Origin of the sequence: Streptomyces sp. SUK 48, from assembly GCF_009650765.1 — a bacterium.
GTDB lineage: Bacteria > Actinomycetota > Actinomycetes > Streptomycetales > Streptomycetaceae > Streptomyces.
In genome coordinates this window covers 7663183-7680846 of sequence record NZ_CP045740.1, presented here as the reverse complement: position 1 = coordinate 7680846, position 17664 = coordinate 7663183, and the positions used below count along the sequence as shown (strand labels likewise).

The 17664-nt window shown below is 72.2% G+C and carries 13 protein-coding genes and 2 pseudogenes; 8 read left to right on the top strand and 7 right to left on the bottom strand.

The window, feature by feature from the left end; genetic code table 11:
- The first annotated feature begins 185 nt into the window (after nt 1–185).
- Nucleotides 186–3416: a fused isobutyryl-CoA mutase/GTPase IcmF gene (gene icmF / locus GHR20_RS34125; RefSeq protein ID WP_153815415.1), complete on the top strand. Its 3231-nt coding sequence runs from the start codon at nt 186–188 to the stop codon at nt 3414–3416.
- 54 nt (nt 3417–3470) lie between these two features.
- Here icmF and GHR20_RS34120 read toward each other — a convergent pair whose 3' ends face one another.
- The gene (locus GHR20_RS34120) at nt 3471–5096 is read right to left on the bottom strand and encodes a multicopper oxidase family protein (protein ID WP_153815414.1); all 1626 of its coding nucleotides are present in this window, start codon (nt 5094–5096) and stop codon (nt 3471–3473) included.
- A gap of 90 nt (nt 5097–5186) precedes the next feature.
- On the bottom strand, nt 5187–5687 hold the full coding sequence (locus tag GHR20_RS34115; RefSeq protein ID WP_153815413.1) for a hypothetical protein: 501 nt from the start codon (nt 5685–5687) through the stop codon (nt 5187–5189).
- A gap of 237 nt (nt 5688–5924) precedes the next feature.
- Between GHR20_RS34115 and GHR20_RS34110 the strand changes: the two genes are divergently transcribed.
- Both GHR20_RS34110 and GHR20_RS34105 read left to right on the top strand, forming a co-directional pair.
- Nucleotides 5925–6218, top strand: coding sequence for a heavy-metal-associated domain-containing protein (locus GHR20_RS34110; RefSeq protein ID WP_181516177.1), 294 nt, complete (start codon nt 5925–5927; stop codon nt 6216–6218).
- 116 nt (nt 6219–6334) lie between these two features.
- The gene (locus GHR20_RS34105) at nt 6335–6799 is read left to right on the top strand and encodes a GNAT family protein (protein WP_153815412.1); all 465 of its coding nucleotides are present in this window, start codon (nt 6335–6337) and stop codon (nt 6797–6799) included.
- Nucleotides 6800–7312: 513 nt separating this feature from the next.
- On the opposite strand, the gene GHR20_RS34100 is transcribed toward GHR20_RS34105, so the two are convergent.
- Together GHR20_RS34100 and GHR20_RS34095 are read right to left on the bottom strand one after the other, a co-directional pair.
- The gene (locus GHR20_RS34100) at nt 7313–8275 is read right to left on the bottom strand and encodes an SDR family NAD(P)-dependent oxidoreductase (RefSeq protein WP_153815411.1); all 963 of its coding nucleotides are present in this window, start codon (nt 8273–8275) and stop codon (nt 7313–7315) included.
- Between the two features lie 562 nt (nt 8276–8837).
- Entirely contained in the window at nt 8838–9785 is a 948-nt protein-coding gene (locus GHR20_RS34095) for a DUF2218 domain-containing protein (RefSeq protein WP_194859063.1), read from the bottom strand.
- A gap of 125 nt (nt 9786–9910) precedes the next feature.
- On the opposite strand from GHR20_RS34095, the gene GHR20_RS34090 reads away from it, so the two are divergent.
- Entirely contained in the window at nt 9911–10483 is a 573-nt protein-coding gene (locus GHR20_RS34090) for a winged helix-turn-helix domain-containing protein (RefSeq protein WP_153815409.1), read from the top strand.
- Nucleotides 10484–10690: 207 nt separating this feature from the next.
- Here GHR20_RS34090 and GHR20_RS34085 read toward each other — a convergent pair whose 3' ends face one another.
- Both GHR20_RS34085 and GHR20_RS34080 read right to left on the bottom strand, forming a co-directional pair.
- Nucleotides 10691–13285, bottom strand: a complete 2595-nt coding sequence (locus GHR20_RS34085; protein ID WP_153815408.1) for an MFS transporter — start codon at nt 13283–13285, stop codon at nt 10691–10693.
- Entirely contained in the window at nt 13282–13737 is a 456-nt protein-coding gene (locus GHR20_RS34080; protein WP_153816252.1) for a MarR family transcriptional regulator, read from the bottom strand. Before GHR20_RS34080 ends, GHR20_RS34085 begins: the two co-directional genes overlap by 4 nt.
- A 787-nt stretch (nt 13738–14524) precedes the next feature.
- Between GHR20_RS34080 and GHR20_RS34075 the strand changes: the two genes are divergently transcribed.
- The 4 genes and pseudogenes from GHR20_RS34075 (at nt 14525) to GHR20_RS34060 (ending at nt 17150) form a co-directional block, all read left to right on the top strand.
- Complete coding sequence (locus GHR20_RS34075; protein ID WP_153815407.1) at nt 14525–15520, top strand: GNAT family N-acetyltransferase; 996 nt, start codon at nt 14525–14527, stop codon at nt 15518–15520.
- A 171-nt stretch (nt 15521–15691) separates the two neighbouring features.
- Nucleotides 15692–15931 carry a hypothetical protein gene (locus tag GHR20_RS34070; protein WP_153815406.1) on the top strand — a complete coding sequence of 80 codons (240 nt, stop codon included), beginning with the start codon at nt 15692–15694 and terminating at the stop codon, nt 15929–15931.
- A gap of 2 nt (nt 15932–15933) precedes the next feature.
- A pseudogene (locus tag GHR20_RS34065) lies at nt 15934–16965 on the top strand (alpha/beta hydrolase); the annotation flags it as partial.
- Between the two features lie 89 nt (nt 16966–17054).
- A pseudogene (locus tag GHR20_RS34060) lies at nt 17055–17150 on the top strand.
- Nucleotides 17151–17195: 45 nt separating this feature from the next.
- On the opposite strand, the gene GHR20_RS34055 reads toward GHR20_RS34060, so the two are convergent.
- On the bottom strand, nt 17196–17624 hold the full coding sequence (locus tag GHR20_RS34055) for a hypothetical protein (RefSeq protein ID WP_153815404.1): 429 nt from the start codon (nt 17622–17624) through the stop codon (nt 17196–17198).
- Nucleotides 17625–17664: the final 40 nt, after the last annotated feature.

Sequence of the window (17664 nt, the reverse complement as noted above, 5' to 3'; positions counted from 1 at the left end):
CCAATGACGGCGCGTGAAGCGGGGTGACTGAATCCGACGCGCCGCTTCCGCACACTGATCCGGATTCACAAAGACGCGCCGCCGACTGTGCCGCTGCTCACATCGCGTCCGACTACTGCGCTTTACTAGGACGTCCTAGTATTTCTCTGATCAGCGTCCCCCCGACCTGTCCCGGAAGGCCCCCGATGAGCGCACTGCACTCCCCCGTACACCCCGTACGCCTGGTCACCGCATCCGCTCTGTTCGACGGGCACGACGCGTCGATCAACATCATGCGGCGCATCTTCCAGTCCCAGGGCGCCGAAGTGATCCACCTCGGGCACAACCGGTCGGTACAGGAGGTCGTGAACGCGGCACTGGAGGAGGACGCGCACGGCGTGGCCGTCTCCTCGTACCAGGGCGGCCATGTCGAGTACTTCGAGTACCTGGTCGAGACGCTGCGCGAGCGGGGCGCGGAGCACATCCGGGTGGTCGGCGGCGGGGGCGGCGTGATCGTGCCCGAGGAGATCACCCGGCTGCGCGCGCACGGGGTGACCATCTTCTCGCCCGAGGACGGCCAGCGGATGGGCCTCGCCGGGATGATCAACTCGGTCGTACGGGACTGCGACTTCGACCTGTGGGAGGGCAAGCCCGCCGACGCGGACGCCGTGCTCGCGGGCGACCGGTTCGCCACCGCCCGGGCCATCACGGGCGCCGAACTCGGCAAGCTGCCCCCGGAGTTCCTCGACCGGCTGCGGGCCGCCGCGGCCGGCCGGGTGGTGCCGGTGCTGGGCATCACGGGCACCGGCGGCTCCGGCAAGTCCTCGCTGACCGACGAGCTGGTGCGCCGCTTCCGCGTGGACCAGCAGGACAAGCTGCGCATCGCGGTGATCGCGGTCGACCCGACCCGCCGGCGCGGCGGCGGCGCCCTGCTCGGCGACCGCATCCGGATGAACTCCCTGGACGGGAACCGGGTGTTCTTCCGCAGCCTGGCCACCCGCGGCAGCCATGAGCTGCCCGAGCACCTCACCGATGTGATCGACGTCGTCAAGGCCGCCGGGTACGACCTGGTGATCGTGGAGACCCCGGGCATCGGCCAGGGCGACGCGGCGATCGTGCCGTTCGTCGACACCTCGCTGTACGTGATGACGCCGGAGTTCGGCGCCGCGTCCCAGCTGGAGAAGATCGACATGCTCGACTTCGCCGACGTGGTCGCGGTCAACAAGTTCGAGCGGCGCGGCGCCAAGGACGCGCTGCGCGACGTGAGCCGCCAACTGGTGCGCAACCGCGAGGCGTTCGACAAGAAGCCCGAGGACATGCCGGTGTACGGCACCTCGGCCGCGACCTTCCACGACGACGGGGTCACCGCGCTCTTCCAGCATCTGCGGTCGTGCCTGGACGAGAAGGGCCTGCACCTCCAGGAGGGCACCCTCGCGCCCGTCGACGTGCGCCACTCCTCCGGGATCCGCCAGGTGGTGCCCGCCGACCGGGTGCGCTACCTCGCGGAGATCACCGAGTCGGTCCGTGCCTACCACGCCGAGACCGAGGTGCTCGCCGAGGCGGCCCGTCGGGTGCAGCGCCTGGACCTGGTCAAGGGCGAGCTGACGGCGGCCGGTTCGGCCGCGGACAACGTGGACGCGCTGCTCACCGACGCCCGCAGGCAGCTCCCGCACGAGGTCGGCGAGCAGATCGAGAACTGGCCCGCCGTCGTGGCGTCGTACTCCGGTGACGAGCAGGTCGTGAAGATCCGCGACCGGGAGATCCGCACCAAGCTGACCCGCGAGTCGCTGTCGGGCAACAAGGTCCCCCGGGTGGCGCTGCCCCGGTTCACCGACCACGGCGAGCTGGTGCGGTTCTGGCGGCGGGAGAACCTGCCCGGCTACTTCCCGTTCACCGCGGGCGTGTTCCCCTTCAAGCGCGACGGCGAGGACCCGGCGCGGATGTTCGCCGGCGAGGGCGACCCCTTCCGCACCAACCGCCGCTTCAAGCTGCTCTCCGAGGGCCAGCCCGCCACCCGGCTGTCCACCGCCTTCGACTCGGTGACCCTCTACGGCCGCGACCCGGGCGAGCGCCCCGACGTCTACGGCAAGGTCGGCACCTCCGGCGTCTCGGTGGCGAACCTGGACGACATGAAGGCGCTGTACGACGGCTTCGACCTGATCGCGCCGACCACCTCGGTGTCGATGACGATCAACGGCCCGGCGCCCACCGTGCTGGCGTTCTTCCTCAACACCGCGATCGACCAGCAGATCGAGCGGTTCCGCGCCGCCGAGGACCGCGACCCGTCCGCCGAGGAGGCGGAGCGGCTGCGCGCCCACGCGCTGGCGAGCGTGCGGGGCACGGTGCAGGCCGACATCCTCAAGGAGGACCAGGGCCAGAACACCTGCCTGTTCTCCACCGAGTTCTCGCTGCGGATGATGGCCGACATCCAGGAGTGGTTCATCGCCCACAAGGTCCGCAACTTCTACTCGGTGTCGATCTCCGGCTACCACATCGCCGAGGCGGGCGCGAACCCGATCAGCCAGCTGGCGTTCACCCTCGCCAACGGCTTCACCTATGTGGAGGCGTACCTGGCGCGCGGCATGGACGTGGACGACTTCGCGCCGAACCTGTCGTTCTTCTTCTCCAACGGCATGGACCCCGAGTACTCGGTGCTCGGCCGGGTCGCCCGCCGGATCTGGGCGGTCGCGATGAAGCGGAAGTACGGCGGCAACGAGCGTTCCCAGAAGCTCAAGTACCACGTCCAGACCTCGGGCCGCTCGCTGCACGCCCAGGAGATGGACTTCAACGACATCCGCACCACGCTCCAGGCGCTCATCGCCATCTACGACAACTGCAACAGCCTGCACACCAACGCCTACGACGAGGCGGTCACCACCCCGACCGAGGAGTCGGTCCGCCGCGCCCTGGCCATCCAGCTGATCATCAACCGTGAGTGGGGGCTCGCGATGAACGAGAACCCGCTGCAGGGGTCGTTCATCATCGACGAGCTGACCGACCTGGTCGAGGAGGCGGTGCTGCTGGAGTTCGAGCGGATCAGCGAGCGCGGCGGTGTGCTCGGCGCCATGGAGACCGGCTACCAGCGCGGCCGTATCCAGGACGAGTCGATGCTCTACGAGCAGCGCAAGCACGACGGTTCGCTGCCGATCATCGGCGTCAACACCTTCCGCAACCCGCACGCGGAGGGTGCCGAGCCGGGCGCCATCGAGCTGGCCCGCGCGACGGAGCAGGAGAAGCGCTCCCAGCTGGAGCGGGTGCATGACTTCCAGGCCCGGCACCAGCAGGAGGCGCATGCCGCGCTGAGCGCCCTGAAGGCGGCGGCGGTCGAGGGCGAGAACGTGTTCTCGGTGCTCATGGACGCCGCGCGGGTGTGCACCTTGCAGCAGATCACCGAGGCGTTCTTCGAGGTGGGCGGCCAGTACCGGCGCAACGTCTGACGCGCGGGAGGGGGGTGGTGCGGGCCGTCCGGCGCGCACCACCCCCTCGCGCTGTCACGCCTGGTACGCCAGCAGCGCCATCATGCCCGCCTCGCCGTGATAGGCGTTGTGGCAGTGCAGCATCCACTGGCCGGGGTTGTCGGCGTCGAAGTACACGGACACCGTGCGGCCGGGCAGCACGATGGTGGTGTCCTTGCGCGGGCCGCCCGTACCGAGCTGGTACGTGTGTCCGTGCAGATGCATCGGGTGCCACATGCCGGTCTTGTTGACGAAGTCCAGCCGGACCCGCTGGCCCTGCTCGACCAGGACGGGATCGGCGGCGGGGTGCTTCATGTCGTACCGCCGGCCGTTGATGCCCCAGTCGTACCCGGCCATACCGCCGGTGAGTTCGATCCGGTGGACGCGGTCGGTCCTCCTCGTGTCCAGGCGGACCTCGTCGGCGGCCTTCAGCCCGGCCGCGTTCATGATCATGCCGTTCAGCTCCCCGGGGCGGACGGTCGCCTTCGGCGCGGCGCCGGACCCGGTGCGCACCAGCGCCAGACCGCTCGCGTCCTTGCCCTCGGCGAGGGCGACCAGCGGGAAGACCCCGTCGGCGAGCGTGACGAGGACGTCGTACCGCTCCCCCATGCCCACCAGCAGCGCGTCCACCTGCCGATGGGCGACCGGGAAGCCGTCCGTGTGGGTGATGGTCAGCTTGTGGCCGCCGAGCGCGACGCGGTACGCCGTGTCGCCGCCGGCGTTGACGAGGCGCAGCCGCACCCGCTGGCCCGGCTTGCCGGTGTAGACGTCGGGGTCGGCCGGCACCCGGCCGTTGACCAGGTGGTACGGGTACTTGACGTCGCCGGCGTCGCCGCCGAGCAGGCCGCTGCGGGCGCCCATGAGCATGAACTTCATCGAGCCGGACGACGACGCCTCGCCGCCCGCGCCCGCGCCGCCCCCGCTCATGTCCATCCCGCCCATGTCGCCCATGTCATGGCTGGAGGAACCGCCGCGGCCCGGGCCACCGTGGCCCGAGTCGCCCATGTCCATGTCGCCCATGTCGCCCATGCCGTGGCTCAGTTCGGCGAGGACCTGGTCGGGGGTGCCGGTGACACCGTCGACCCAGTCGTCCAGGACGACGACCCACTCGTCGTCGTACGACAGCGGTTCCCTCGGGTCCTCCACGATCAGCGGGGCGTGCAGTCCCCGGTCGAGCTGGACGCCGACGTGGGGGTGGAAGAAGTAGGTGCCGGGGGTGTCGGCGAGGAAGCGGTAGGTGAAGTTGCGGCCGGCGCGTACCGCGTCCTGGGTGGCCGGGGGCACGCCGTCCATGTCGGCGCGCAGGGCGATGCCGTGCCAGTGGACGGAGGTCGTGGTCCGGTCCGGGAGCTGGTTGGAGAGTTCGGCCGCGAGGGTGTCACCGGCCGAGAGCCGGATCTCCTTGCCCGGGGTCCGGCCGCCGTAGGCCCAGCTCTTCGCCGTCACCTTGCCGCCGAGGTCGAGCACGGCCGGCGCCGCGGTCAAGTTCACCTCCCGCACCTTGCCGGTGCCCTTGCGCTTCCTCTCGGTGGTCGCGACCACCTTGCTGTCGGGGCTCACCAGGGCCGGCGTGGACCCGGAGCCGCCGCACGCGGCGAGTGCTCCTGTCCCGGCGACGGCGAGACCGGCCAGCAGGGCGGTACGACGGTTGATGCTGTCCATGTGCGATGCCTCTTCTCGAGATGCCGTTGACCTGCGCGCATGCGGCATCGCCCCCACGGGGTACGGGGGAACGGGCCGCGCGGGGGCGGCCTAGATCAGCAGTCGGGAGAGGACGGAGAGGTCGGGCGGCGCGCGGTACGGGTTGCCCGGCAGCCCGCGCCCGGCGAGGACGCCCCGCGGCGGAACGGCCTGGACGGTGTGCGTGGGCACGGCCGGCGGATCGAGCCACTGCGGCGAGCCGACGGCACCGGAGGTGCAGTGCTGCATGCCGGCGCCGGAACAGGCGCCGCCGATGTCATGGCTCATGGCGGAGGACAGGGCCACGACGGCCATGTCCTGCCCGGTGACGCGGTGCCCGGTCACGCGGTGCGTGGCCATGTGCCGAGCGGTCATGTGCTGCACGGTCGTGTTCCGCGCGGTGTGATCCATCCCGGGCATCGCGCTCATGGCGGTCGTGGCGGTCGCGGGTGCGGCCGGGGTCGCGCTCACGTCGTGGTGGACCAGGACGACGAAGGCGGCGAGCAGGGCCAGGACGGCGGCCCACGACCGGCGCGTCGCGCCGCCGCCGGGTCCGGTCCGCCGGTACGTCACCTGCCGCCCTCCCCTTTCCGAGGCCACGTCTGAGACCCCGTGTCCCGGGACCACGTCCCGTCCGCCACAGGTGTCAGGCCCGCCACTATACCCCCTAGGGGTACGGCGTCCAGCCGACCCCCCGAGATGACGATCACACGAACATGTACCCCCCAGGGGTATATCGTTCCTGCTGTCGGAAGGCCGGGCGACCGTCCTTCCGCGAACCGAACCATGCCCACAACCGAGGAAGAGGCCATGACCGAACAGACGAACTCCGGCTCCTGCTGCGGCTCCTGCGGCACCGGCGCGGCGACCGACGTACAGGTCCACGGCGGCGGCGTCACCACCGTGTACAAGGTCTCCGGCATGACCTGCGCCCACTGCGAGTCCGCCATCTCCTCGGAGGTCTCCGCCCTGGACGGCGTCACCGCGGTCACGGCCGTCGCCGACACCGGGGAGGTCACGGTGACCTCCGCCGCCCCGCTCGACCAGGAAGCCGTCCGCGCGGCCGTGGACGAGGCGGGCTACGAACTCGTCGGCCGGATCTGAGACCGGCGCGCCGACGGGGCGCGGCAACCGCCGGGGCCGAAGGCTCCTCCACCTCCCCCCGAGGGGCCGCCTCGGTCACGCGGCGGACCTGTTATGTTCCGGCCAAGTGATCACCCATGGACGGACGCACAGACGGATGGACGGGCGGATGTTCCCGGAGACAGTGCTGCACACGGACCGCCTGGTGCACCTCCGTCTCCCACGCCCTGCGCGAGTCCGGTGACGGCATCCACTTCGCCGTCACCGACCGGCGCACCGAGCGCCTGATGGGCACGGTCGGTCTGAAGAAGACCGACTGGCGGGGGCGGACGAGCGAGGTCGGCTACTGGGTCTCCCCCTGGGGACGCGGCCACGGCATCGCCGCCGAGGCGACCCGCGCCCTCGCCCACTGGCTGCTGACCGGCCACCGCTTCGAACGCCTCGAACTCCGCGCCGCCACCGCCAACACCGCCTCCCGGAAGACCGCCCTCAGATGCGGCTTCCACCGCGAGGGCATCCTGCGCAACGCGGGGTTCGTGCATGACGGGCGGGTCGATCTGGTCCTGTTCTCGCTGGTCGCGGACGACCTGAGGGCAAGCTGAGCGAATGCCCGCATCGGACGATCACCGAGCCACCCTGACCCACCCGTGGCAGGCCCACCTGGCCCACAGGGCGCCGAGCGGGCCGGCGTCGACATGATGCTGATCGAGGCTGGTGAGCCCCCGGGCCGCACCTTGAGCCGCGTCTGCGCCGCCATGCCCGAGATCTCCAAGTGCACCTGCCCGAGGGCGATATCGGAGCCCGCGCCGCCCCCGCTCCCGCGGACCACCGCCGGGCGGCCCTCCGCGTCCGGCACCTCCGCGAACCCGGCGGGTTCATGCCCCTTTCCGGCCGGCCTGGTGCGACGCCGCACAGCGTCCCGGGCCGCGCGGAAGGCTCCCGGCGGGGCCGTACCCGGCCGCACTCCGACGGCGCGCGCCGGAGCGCACGACAGGGAGGCGGCGCGGGTCCGGTGCGCGGACAGGTGATGGCGGCAGACGGGTGACGGCGCCGGACAGCCGATGGCGGCGGACGCCTCACCCCCGTGACGCGCGCGGCCCTACGGATGGCGCTGGTCAGGATGCGAACGCGTCCACCCCGGTCAGCTCGGCCGACAGCGTCCACAGCCGGGCCGCCTGTTCCGGGTCGATCGCCCAGTCCTTGACGCCCACGCGTTCACCGTTGTCCGGGGCGGGCTCGGCGACGTCGCAGTCCTCCAGGTAGAGGCCGCCGAGACCGTCGAGCCGCGGGGAGGTCGCCGCCCAGACCTGGGTGGCCGCGCCCTGCTGCGGAGTCTTGAACACCTCGGGGTGGAGCAGATTGCCCTGCTCGTCGATCCAGCCGCGCTCGACCATCTCCTCCTTGGCCAGGTGCCGTTGGAGCGGCGTGAGAATGCCACCGGGGTGCAGGGCGAAGGCGCGGACCCCGGCATCGCGGCCGAGCCTGTCGAGCTGGACGGCGAACAGGACGTTGGCGGTCTTGGCCTGGCCGTACGCCTCCCACTTGTCGTAGCCCTGCCGCCAGTGGACGTCGTCCCAGCGGATGCCGGAGGTGTGGTGGCCGAGCGAGGACACGGAGACGACCCGGGCGCCGCCCGGCGCGATCGCGGGCCACAGCCGGTTGACGAGGGCGAAGTGGCCGAGGTGGTTGGTGGCGAACTGCGCCTCCCAGCCGTCGCCCACCCGGGTCTCCGGGCAGGCCATGATCCCGGCGCTGTCGATCACGATGTCCAGGCTCCGCCCGGTTCCGAGGAACCGCTCCGCGAACCGGCGCACGCTCTCCAGGTCCCCGAGGTCCAGCTCGTCCACCTCGACACCGGGCAGCCCGGCCAGCGCCTGCTCCGCGGTCTCCGGACGGCGCGCCGGTACGACGACCCGGGCGCCGGCCTTGACGAGCGAACGGGTGGTCTCCAGCCCGATCCCCGAGTAACCCCCGGTGACCAGGGCCAGTTTGCCGCTGAGGTCGATGCCTTCCAGGACCTCGTCGGCGGTGCTGGTGGCGCCGAATCCGGACCCGATCTTGTGCTGTGCAGTACTCATGCCCAAAACGCTACGAATTGGAGTGCTCTCTAAGTCAAGCGGCACACGCAGCCGTCGTCCCCGCGAACCTCGGGCGGCCTGCCCCGCACGGCCCGCACCGGTCGCGGCACCAACCGTCCGGGCCCCTCAGATGATCGCCATGCCGATACCCGTACACGCCCTCGCCCACCGGCCGTTGCCCGCCGAGGCCCTCGCCGAACTGGTCACCTTGCCGTACGTGTCCCCATGGAAGAGGACGACGAGGGGAAGGTCAACGGCACCCCGCTGAAAGGGTCCATGGAGGGGCGGGAGCAGGTGCCCGGCCGGCGCGGCATGCGGCCCGCCACCGATCCTGATCCTCGGCCCGTCCGCCGACGAGGGCCCCCACGGCCATCTCACCCATCTCCAGCTCTCCCCCACCCCCTCTCCCGCGCCCCGGACCTGCCGCCCGCCTGCACCGGGACAACCCCCTGCGGCGAACACCCACTGGCCGACCGGATCACGGCCCACACCAACTGGTGACCGCGGCACCGGCAACCGGTGGCCACGACAGCGGTGACCACGACACCGGCGCGCCCCCGCCTCACCGCCGCCGCGCGACGGTCACCCCGTCCCGCACCGGCAGCATCACCGCGTCCACCCGCTCGTCCGCGGCGATCAAATCGTTGAGCCGCCGCATCGTCACATGGCGCGCCTCCCGGTACGCCGGGTCGAGGACCCGCCCGCCGAGGAAGACGTTGTCCAGCACCACCAGGCCGCCGGGACGCAGCCGGGTCACCAACTCCTCGTAATAGAGCGGGTAGTTTTCCTTGTCCGCGTCGATGAAGGCGATGTCGACGGCCGGTTCGGAGGGCAGCGCGCGCAGCGTCTGAAGCGCCGGGGCGATACGCAGGTCGATCCGGTCCGCGACCCCCGCGCGCTCCCAGTACGGCCGTCCGATCGCCGCCCACTCCTCGCTGACGTCGCAGGCCAGCAGCCGTCCACCGGGAGCCAGACCACGGGCGATGCACAGGCTCGAATAGCCGGTGAAGACGCCGACCTCGACGGCGAGCCGGGCCCCCGTGAGCCGGGTCAGCATGGTGAGCAGGGCGCCCTCGTCGGCGGAGACCTGCATGTGCGCGGCGTCGGCGGCGGCCTCTCGGGTGGCGGCGGCCAGCTCTCCGAGGATGCCGTCGGCCGGGGTGTGATGGGCCAGCAGGTACTCGTCGACGACGGGGTGGGTGGGGCTTAGGTCGCCGCCGTGCAGCGGGGCCGTCCATTCGACCGTGAGCCGCTCCTGGGTGGCGAAGCGCACCAGATGGCGGGTGATCACGTCCTCGACCCCGGCCAGCCGCTCCTCGTCGACCGCGGCGGCGGTCAGCTCCAGCCGGTCCGGGGCGGGCGTGAGGGTGCAGGTGCCGGCGGCCACCGTGATGGTGCCGCGGCCGTCGGGAGTGAGCGTGGCGGCGGCCTTGTGGCCCAGGTGGGAGACGAGTTGCTTGATGTAGCGGCCCGAGCGGGCGGTGGCGACATGAGCCGTCGAGAGGGGCATGGAACTCCTTGGGTGTCCGGTCATCCGATCAAGCGACGAGATTTCTCGCCACTTCCTGATGCGGGATTCTGCGGCCACGGCCCGGGAGTTGTCAAAAGTATTTAAGTTCCTAGACACTTTCCCCCATGGCAGCGGAACAGCCACCCGACGGCACCCCCGAGCACACCCGCGACGAGCAGGGCCACCTGGTCCTGCACTCGACCGAGCAGTTCAAGGCCCTCGGGCACCCGATACGGCATCGCATGGTCAACCTGCTGCGCCAGCGCCCCGCGACGCTGCGGCAGCTCGCCGGCGCGCTGGGGATGAGCAAGGGCACCATCGGCTACCACGTACGGGTGCTGCGCGAGGCCGGGCTGGTGCGGCTCGCCGAGACCCGTCAGGTGCGCGGCGGCACCGAGCAGTACTTCGCGCTGGTCAGCCGCACCTTCACGATGCGTCCGGAGGGTACCGGCGGGGCGGAGTTCCTGATCAGGGCCGCGCTCGGCGAGATGGTGCCGGGCGAGCCGGGGCAGGCGTCGGACACGATGCTGCGCCATCTCTGGCTCAGCGATGCCGAGGCCCACGCCCTGGAGGAGCGGCTGCGCGCAATGGCCGAAGGCCCGCATCCGGCGGACCCCGCGCACGGGGCGCCGTACGGGCTGCTGATCAGCCTCTTCCGGGCCGATGTGCCGAGCCTGCCGCCGGACGACGCGGACTGACCGGGCGGCGACACGGACCGGCCAGGCGGCGACGCGGACCGACCGGGCGGCGGCCTCTCGCGTCGAAGAGCTCAGGCGAACGACCCGGCGCGCGGCCCTTACGGGGAGCCCGCACATGACATCAGGGCCCGCGATCCGGTGGATCGCGGGCCCTGACAGGACTCCCCCAGGGGTGCTCCGAACGCCTGGGGATGCTCCGAACGCGCGCTACTTGGCGAGGTCCTCGTGGGACAGTTCGAGGTCGAAGTCCGTGGTGCCGCCGGCGTCCACGCGGACGGAGGTGGCGACCGGGGCGTACCCGCTGGCGATGACGGTGTACTCACCGAGGTCGAGGTCGGTGAAGCCGTAGGCGCCGTCGGGGCCGGTGGTCGCGGTGCCGAGCACATTGCCGGCCGCGTCCAGCAGCGTCACCTTGGCATCGCCGAGCGGTCCGCCGGTGGCGGCGCTGATGACGCCGTGCAGCTGGGCACCGGCTTCGAGACGGATCTCGCACGGCTCGGCCGCACCCGGGGTGACCTCGACGGGGACGGCGGCCGGACGGTAGCCCGGCGCGTTCACGGCGAGGGTGTAGCTGCCCGGGACCAGGTCCGCCAGCGAGAACCCGCCATCGGCGGCGGAGGTCGCGGAGGTCACGACCTCACCGCGCAGGTCGGTCGCGACCAGCAGGGCGCCCGGCAGCGGGTTCCCGTGGGCCGCGTCCCGGACGGAGCCGGCGAGCGCGGCGCCGCTGCCGCCGAGAACGAGGTCGCAGATCACCGGCTCGTCGCCGACCAGCACGGTGACGGCCTGCGGCTGACGGGCACCGGCGGCGCCGATCAGCACATAGGTACCGGCGCCGGGCACCGACGCCGTGTAGGTGCCGTCCACGCCGCTGACCGCGCGGTCGAGCTGCCGGCCGCGGACGTCGATCAGGGTGACCGCCGCCTGCGGAACCGGGGCGTTCGCACCGTCGAGGACCCGGCCTCGGACGGTCTGCCCGGCGGCGGGCACGGAGGCGACGGCCACGGGAGCGTCCTCGACGAGCGGGACGGCGGGCGCCTGGCCGCTGTCGGCCGCCACGGCGTTCACCTGGGCGTCCTTCACATCGGCGGCCTCGGCCTGGGTGCCGTTCGCCTCGGCCGCGCGCGCCTCCAGGCCGGAGACCTTGCGCAGCGGCACCTCCTTGGTCCACACCGCGACCAGGAAGCCGAGCACCATGATGGCCGCGGCGCACAGGAACACCACGTGCATCGCGTCGGTGAAGCCCTCCTTGAAGGGCTGCGCCAGCCGGGGGTCGAGCTGCTGGATGAAGGAGGAGTCGTCCAGCACCCCCGAGCCGCCACCGCTCGCCGCGGGGTGCTTGATCATGTCCAGCACCGGGGCGTTCGCCGGGTCGGCGCGGACGGCCGGGTCGTGCAGGGCGGCCTGGAACGCCGGCGTCTGGGCGGCCGACCGGAACGCGGAGCCGATCTTGTCGCCGACGGTGCTGAACAGCACGGACAGGAAGATCGCCGTACCGGCGGTGCCGCCCATCTGCCGGAAGAAGGTGGCGGACGCGGTGGCGACGCCCATGTCCTTGGGCTCGACGGAGTTCTGCACGGCCAGGGTCAGGATCTGCATACAGCCGCTGAGGCCCAGGCCGAACAGCGCCATGTAGGCCATGGTCTCCGGCAGCGGGCTGTCCCACTGGACCCGGTAGTGGAACAGCAGCATGGCGGCGATCAGCAGGACCGTGCCGATGATCGGGAAGATCTTGTACTTGCCGGTCTTGGAGATGATGCGGCCGACCACCATGGTGCCGGCGATCATGCCCACCATCAGCGGCAGCATCAGCAGGCCGGACTTGGTGGGGCTGACACCCTTCACGATCTGGAGGTACAGCGGGACCATCATCATCCCGCCGAACATGCCCATACCGATGAGCACGGACAGCAGGCTCATCTTGCTGAACACGGAGCTGCGGAACAGGCGCATCGGGATCAGCGCCTCGTCGCCCATTGCCCGCTCCACGAGGACCCAGGCCACCAGGCCGACCACGCCGATGCCGTAGCAGACGTACGACCTGGTGGAGGTCCAGCCCCAGGTCTGGCCCTGCTCGGCCACCAGCAGCAGCGGCACCACGCCGACGGCGATGGTGAGCGCGCCCCACCAGTCGATGCGGTGCTCGCGCCGGGTGTGCGGAAGGTTCAACACCTTGGCGACGACGAAGAGCGCGATGATGCCGACCGGGACGTTGACGAGGAACACCCAGCGCCAGCCCGCGATGGCCAGGATGCTGCTGCGACCGGCCAGGAAGCCGCCGATCAGCGGGCCGAGGACGCTGGAGGAGCCGAACATGGCGAGCATGTAGCCCTGGTACCGGGCGCGCTCGCGGGGCGGCACGATGTCACCGATGATCGCCAGCGCCAGCGACATCAGACCGCCGGCGCCGATGCCCTGGAAGGCGCGGAAGGCCGACAGCTCGTTCATCGAGGTGGCGAAGGAGCAGGCCGCCGAGCCGGCGATGAAGATCGTGATGGCCGCGAGGAAGAAGGGTTTGCGGCCGTAGAGGTCGGAGAGCTTGCCGTACAGCGGGGTGCTGATGGTCGACGTGATCAGGTAGGCGGTGGTGACCCACGCCTGCGCGCTGAGTCCGTGCAGATCGTCCGCGATGGTGCGGATCGAGGTGCTGACGATGGTCTGGTCGAGGGCGGCGAGGAACATGCCCAGCATGAGACCGCTGAGGATCGTCATGATCTGGCGGTGCGTCAGCCGGCCGGCCGGTGGTGGCGGCTCGGATATCGCTGGTGTTCCCCCGCGGGCCGGGGACGCGGACATGGTCATGCGTGCAGATCTCCTTGCCTCGCCTCGCCCACCGGGGGCTGCCCGGTCCCGAGGCTCGTGTACGTGCTGTCCACCAGGTCGTCGTTGAGGCGCTTCAGCAGACGGGTGAGAAGGGTGCGGTCCGCGGCCGGCCACGGTTCGAGGAGCCGGGTCAGTTCCGCCTCGCGGCGGCGTACGGCGCTCTGGTACGCGGCGCGGCCGGCCTCGGTCGCGCTGAGCAGCGAGCCGCGCCGGTCCTCCGGGTCCGGGTGGCGTTCCACCAGTTGCCGGTCCACCAGCGAGCGCACCTGCCGGCTGACCGTCGACAGGTCGAGGAAGACGTCCGCGGCCAGGTCGGTCGCGCGGCACCGGCCGCGGGTCACCAGCCGGGCGAGCAGCACACGGTCGGCGGCCCCGCACTCGAATCCGGCGCGCTGGGTCCAGGCGGCGAAGAGCCGCATGAGGCGGACCATCTCGGCACCCAGGCCCGACGCGGCCGCCTCGGCGCTGACGGCCTCCGCGATCGCCGCGGCCTCGGCGCTCACCGGGTCGGCGAGCGCGGTCGCGGCCTCGGTCCCGGGGTACGCCGCCCCGGCGGACGGCGCGTCGTCGGCGCGCGCGTCGCCCGGCCGTTCGGCATCCGCCGGCACGACGTCCGCCTGTACGACCTCCGCCTGTACGACGTCCATCCGTACGGCGCCCTCATGGCCTCTGCGGCTCTCTGTGCCGATCATCACTCACATTCCGTTGCTTGCGGCTACCAAGTGAGTGTAGGGCCTGGCCGGCGCCGCCTGTACGCCAGTGTCCGGTCATGCTTCGGCAATACGGCGTCCGGCGTGGTGGGGGGAGCAGGGTACCCGGCCGGCCTGTGTGCCCCGGCCGCGCGCGCCGCCGGCCGGGCATCGCGGTACGGCCCGGCGGCGGGGCGGAACACGCTCCAGGGCGACCGCTGCGGCGCCTCGCCCGGGGGTACGGGAGGCGCCGGACGCGCACGCGCGGGTGGGGGCGGGGGCTGCCATGCGGTCTGGGCCGGGCCGGGTGCCGGGGGCGGCAGCGCTCGTGGCGCGGTGCGCGTCTGGGAAGTCCGAGCAGCGGCCGACCGGGCCGAACGCGGTGCCGTACTACGCCGACCCGGCTCACTGACCCAGGCCGTACGGCCGGCCTGTCCCGACCGGGTGCACAAGGGCCCCTGGCCGCGCCGGTGCCGGACGGGGGCCTTCCCCCTGTTTCCGGTGGGGTGTGCCGGTGCAGGGTTCCTCCATGGCTGATTCTTCCGCTGGAGCATGGCCGGCCGGCTATCGGGTCCGCCCCGCCACCGCGGCCGACACCGACGCGGTGCACCGCCTGGTCGGCGCGGGCGAGCGCGCGCTGCACGGACTGGTGACGACCGACGCCGACCGCGTCGCGGCCGATCTCGGCATGGCCGGGGACGCGCCGGCGGGTGACACGGTGCTGGTCACCGGTCCCACCGGGGACCCGGCGGCGTGGGGCTGGGTGCGGGGGCGGCGGGCGAGCGTCCATGTGCACCCCGGGCACCGGGGGCGGGGGCTCGGCACCGCTCTGCTCGCCTGGTCCGAGGCGCGGGCCCGGGAGCTGGGCGGCGACCGGCTCGCCCAGACGATCTCCGACAGCGATCTCGCGGCCGCCGCGCTGCTGCGCTCCGGCGGGTACGCCAGGATGGTCACCGAGTGGCTGCTGGAGCTGCCGATGCCCGCCGAACCGGTGGTGCCCCGGCCGCCGGCGGGGATCACGGTACGGACGTTCCGCGCGGGCGACGAGCAGGCCGCGTACCGGCTCACCGAGGACGCCTTCGACGAGTGGCAGCAACGGCGGAAGCCGTACGCGGAGTGGGCGCGGCTCACGGTCGGGCGGGCGACGTTCGCGCCGGAGGCGTCGCCGCTCGCCTTCGAGGGCGACCGGTTGGTCGGGGTGGTGCTGTCGCTGGATCCGGGGGCGGGTGCGGGGGCGGCCGACGGGGTGGCCGCGGGTCCCGTGCCGGGGACGGACCTGGTGGCCGGGGCGCCGGACGGCGGCGAGGGGTACGTCGAGCGGGTCGCGGTCCGCCGCGATCGGCGCGACCGGGGTATCGCGCGGCTGCTGCTGCACGAGGCGTTCCGCGCCTTCTACTCCCGGGGGAGGCGGAGTTGCGTCCTGTGGACCCATTCGGACACGGGGGCGCTGGGGCTGTACGAGCGGATCGGGATGACGGTGCGGCGCGGTTCCACGGTGTACGGCAGGGCGCTCGTCGCGGGGTAAGTCCCGGGGCGAGCGGCCGAGGGCTTCCGGCTTCCCCCAGCGCGCGGGCTGGTGCTGGCCCCCGCACGGGTCCGGCTGCCTGCCGGAGTGATCGCGCCCCTGGCGATCTCTACCGTGGTCCACATGGCAATTCCTTTACTTCCACCCGTACTTCGCAGAGGTACCGCGCTCATGGCCGGGGCCGCCGCCCTGGTGCTGCTCGCCGCGCCACTGGCCGCCGCCCGGCCACCGGACGCGTCCCGCGCGTGCGGCACCCGCGAGGCCGTACGGCGGTCCGTGCACCGGCTGGTCACCGAGGACAGGATCGCCGGGGCCGCGGTGCTCGTCGACACGCCCGCCGCCGAGCCGGGCTGTGCGCGCTGGTCCGTCACGGACGGCGTGGCCGACCTGCGCACCGGCCGCCGTGCCTGACGGACCGGATGGTGTCCTTCTCCGCCGGCCTCGCCCGCCGCTGCCGCGCCCACGCCGGCGACCTGGTGCCGTACGCGAGCACCCGCAACAGCGCCCGCGACATGGACGTGATCCGGGCCGCGCTGGGCGAACGCCGGATCTCCTACCTCGGCTATTCGTACGGCAGTTACCTCAGCGAGGTGTACACCACGATGTTCCCGGGCCGCACCGACCGGGTGGTGCTGGACGGTGTGATCGACCCGGCCCGCTACGGTCCGCGACTGCTGCGGGGCACGGAGGCCGCGGGGAAGCACGCCCTGCGCGGCTGGGCGGACTGGACCGCCGCGCACGACGAGGACTACGGCCTGGGCCGTACCGGCGACGCGGTCCTCGCGACGGTGGAGGAGGTCCAGTCGGCCGCCGAGCGCGCCCCGCTGCGGGTCGGCGCGTACCGGGTGGACGACCAGGTTCTCCCCACCCTCGTCTTCAACGGCCTCTCCCAGGACAATCCCTCGGCCTACGGCGACTTCGCCCAGGGAGTGCGGGAACTGCGGCGCGCCGCCGGGGGCGACCCGGTGTCCCCGTCGCCCTGGCTGGCCGAGTTGCTCCAGTTCCTGCTGACGGGACACGACTCCGCCTACGGCAGCGCGCAGACGGCGATCCTGTGCGGTGACGGGACCGCGCCCCGCGATCCGGAGACCTACTGGCGCTCTCTGCGGCGGGCCGATCCCCGGGACCGGTTCTTCGCCCCGGTCACGAACGACATCAACGCCTGCGCGTTCTGGGGACCGCCGCGCGAACGGCCGACCGCCCTCCGCGCCGATCTCCCGGCCCTGCTGGTCAACGCCACCGGCGACCCGCGCACCCTCTACTCCGGTGCCGAGAGGGTCCACCGCGGCTGGCCCAGCTCCCGTCTGATAACCCTGCACGACGCCGACCAGCACGTGGTGTTCGGCGTCTTCGGCAGCGCCTGCGTGGACGACGCGGTGAACGCCTACCTCGCGTCCGGCCGGCTGCCCGCCACGGACGTGTCCTGCCCCCGGACCCGGTCCTGACGCGTCAGGGACACATCAGCGCCCTGTCAGGGGCCGCTGCCATCCTCTTCTTGTGAACGGAACGGAGCACCGCCCCGGACCGGGAACAAGGAGAGGTGCCCGGAGCGGTTTATCGGGGACCCACGAGCTCGCCTCGAGGTCGGACCCCCATGGGGTCCACGCAGGTTCAAATCCTGCCCTCTCCGCCGCTACGGTCCGCCCTCAGCCCCTCGGGGGCATGGGGTTCGCCCTCAGCCCTCGTCGTCCGTCGGCGGGGACCAGGGCTGTTCCAGGGGCGGCGGCCCCTCCCACGCGCCGCGGAGCATCTCCTTGAGGGTCTTCGGCGGGGTCTCCTTCTCCTCCCGCACATGCATGAGCCGGGCGGTGCTCACCCGTATGTGGCACTGATATCCGCGCAGTCCGACGAGGACCACCCACGAGCCGTCCTGGGCGAGGAAGGCGTGCCGCGCCGGCTGGTCCCCCGGTTTGGCGTGGCGGCCCAGGGTGGTCGGCAGGTGGTGCAGGGCCGCGTCCTCGGCCACGGCGGCGATCCGGGCCTCGTCCCCCGTGACACGGTGCGCGGCCGCCAGCTTCCACTGGTGCAGCCTGAACTCGATGGCCTGGAGATGTTTCGTGTTCCGTATGTCTTCCTCGATGAGGATGTACCAGTCAGCACTCATGATCCGCGCATCCTGTCATGGGGCCCGGCGCACGCCTCCA

Bases quoted from the DNA above. Each gene is read 5' to 3' on its own strand.
- GHR20_RS34090 (WP_153815409.1), top strand. From the start codon at position 9,911: ATGGCAGCGGAACAGCCACCCGACGGCACCCCCGAGCACACCCGCGAC.
- GHR20_RS34085 (WP_153815408.1), bottom strand. From the start codon at position 13,285: ATGACCATGTCCGCGTCCCCGGCCCGCGGGGGAACACCAGCGATATCC.
- GHR20_RS34070 (WP_153815406.1), top strand. From the start codon at position 15,692: ATGGCCGGGGCCGCCGCCCTGGTGCTGCTCGCCGCGCCACTGGCCGCC.
- GHR20_RS34075 (WP_153815407.1), top strand. From the start codon at position 14,525: ATGGCTGATTCTTCCGCTGGAGCATGGCCGGCCGGCTATCGGGTCCGC.
- GHR20_RS34120 (WP_153815414.1), bottom strand. From the start codon at position 5,096: ATGGACAGCATCAACCGTCGTACCGCCCTGCTGGCCGGTCTCGCCGTC.
- GHR20_RS34055 (WP_153815404.1), bottom strand. From the start codon at position 17,624: ATGAGTGCTGACTGGTACATCCTCATCGAGGAAGACATACGGAACACG.
- GHR20_RS34110 (WP_181516177.1), top strand. From the start codon at position 5,925: ATGACCGAACAGACGAACTCCGGCTCCTGCTGCGGCTCCTGCGGCACC.
- icmF (WP_153815415.1), top strand. From the start codon at position 186: ATGAGCGCACTGCACTCCCCCGTACACCCCGTACGCCTGGTCACCGCA.
- GHR20_RS34080 (WP_153816252.1), bottom strand. From the start codon at position 13,737: ATGGTCCGCCTCATGCGGCTCTTCGCCGCCTGGACCCAGCGCGCCGGA.
- GHR20_RS34095 (WP_194859063.1), bottom strand. From the start codon at position 9,785: ATGCCCCTCTCGACGGCTCATGTCGCCACCGCCCGCTCGGGCCGCTAC.
- GHR20_RS34100 (WP_153815411.1), bottom strand. From the start codon at position 8,275: ATGAGTACTGCACAGCACAAGATCGGGTCCGGATTCGGCGCCACCAGC.
- GHR20_RS34105 (WP_153815412.1), top strand. From the start codon at position 6,335: ATGGACGGACGCACAGACGGATGGACGGGCGGATGTTCCCGGAGACAG.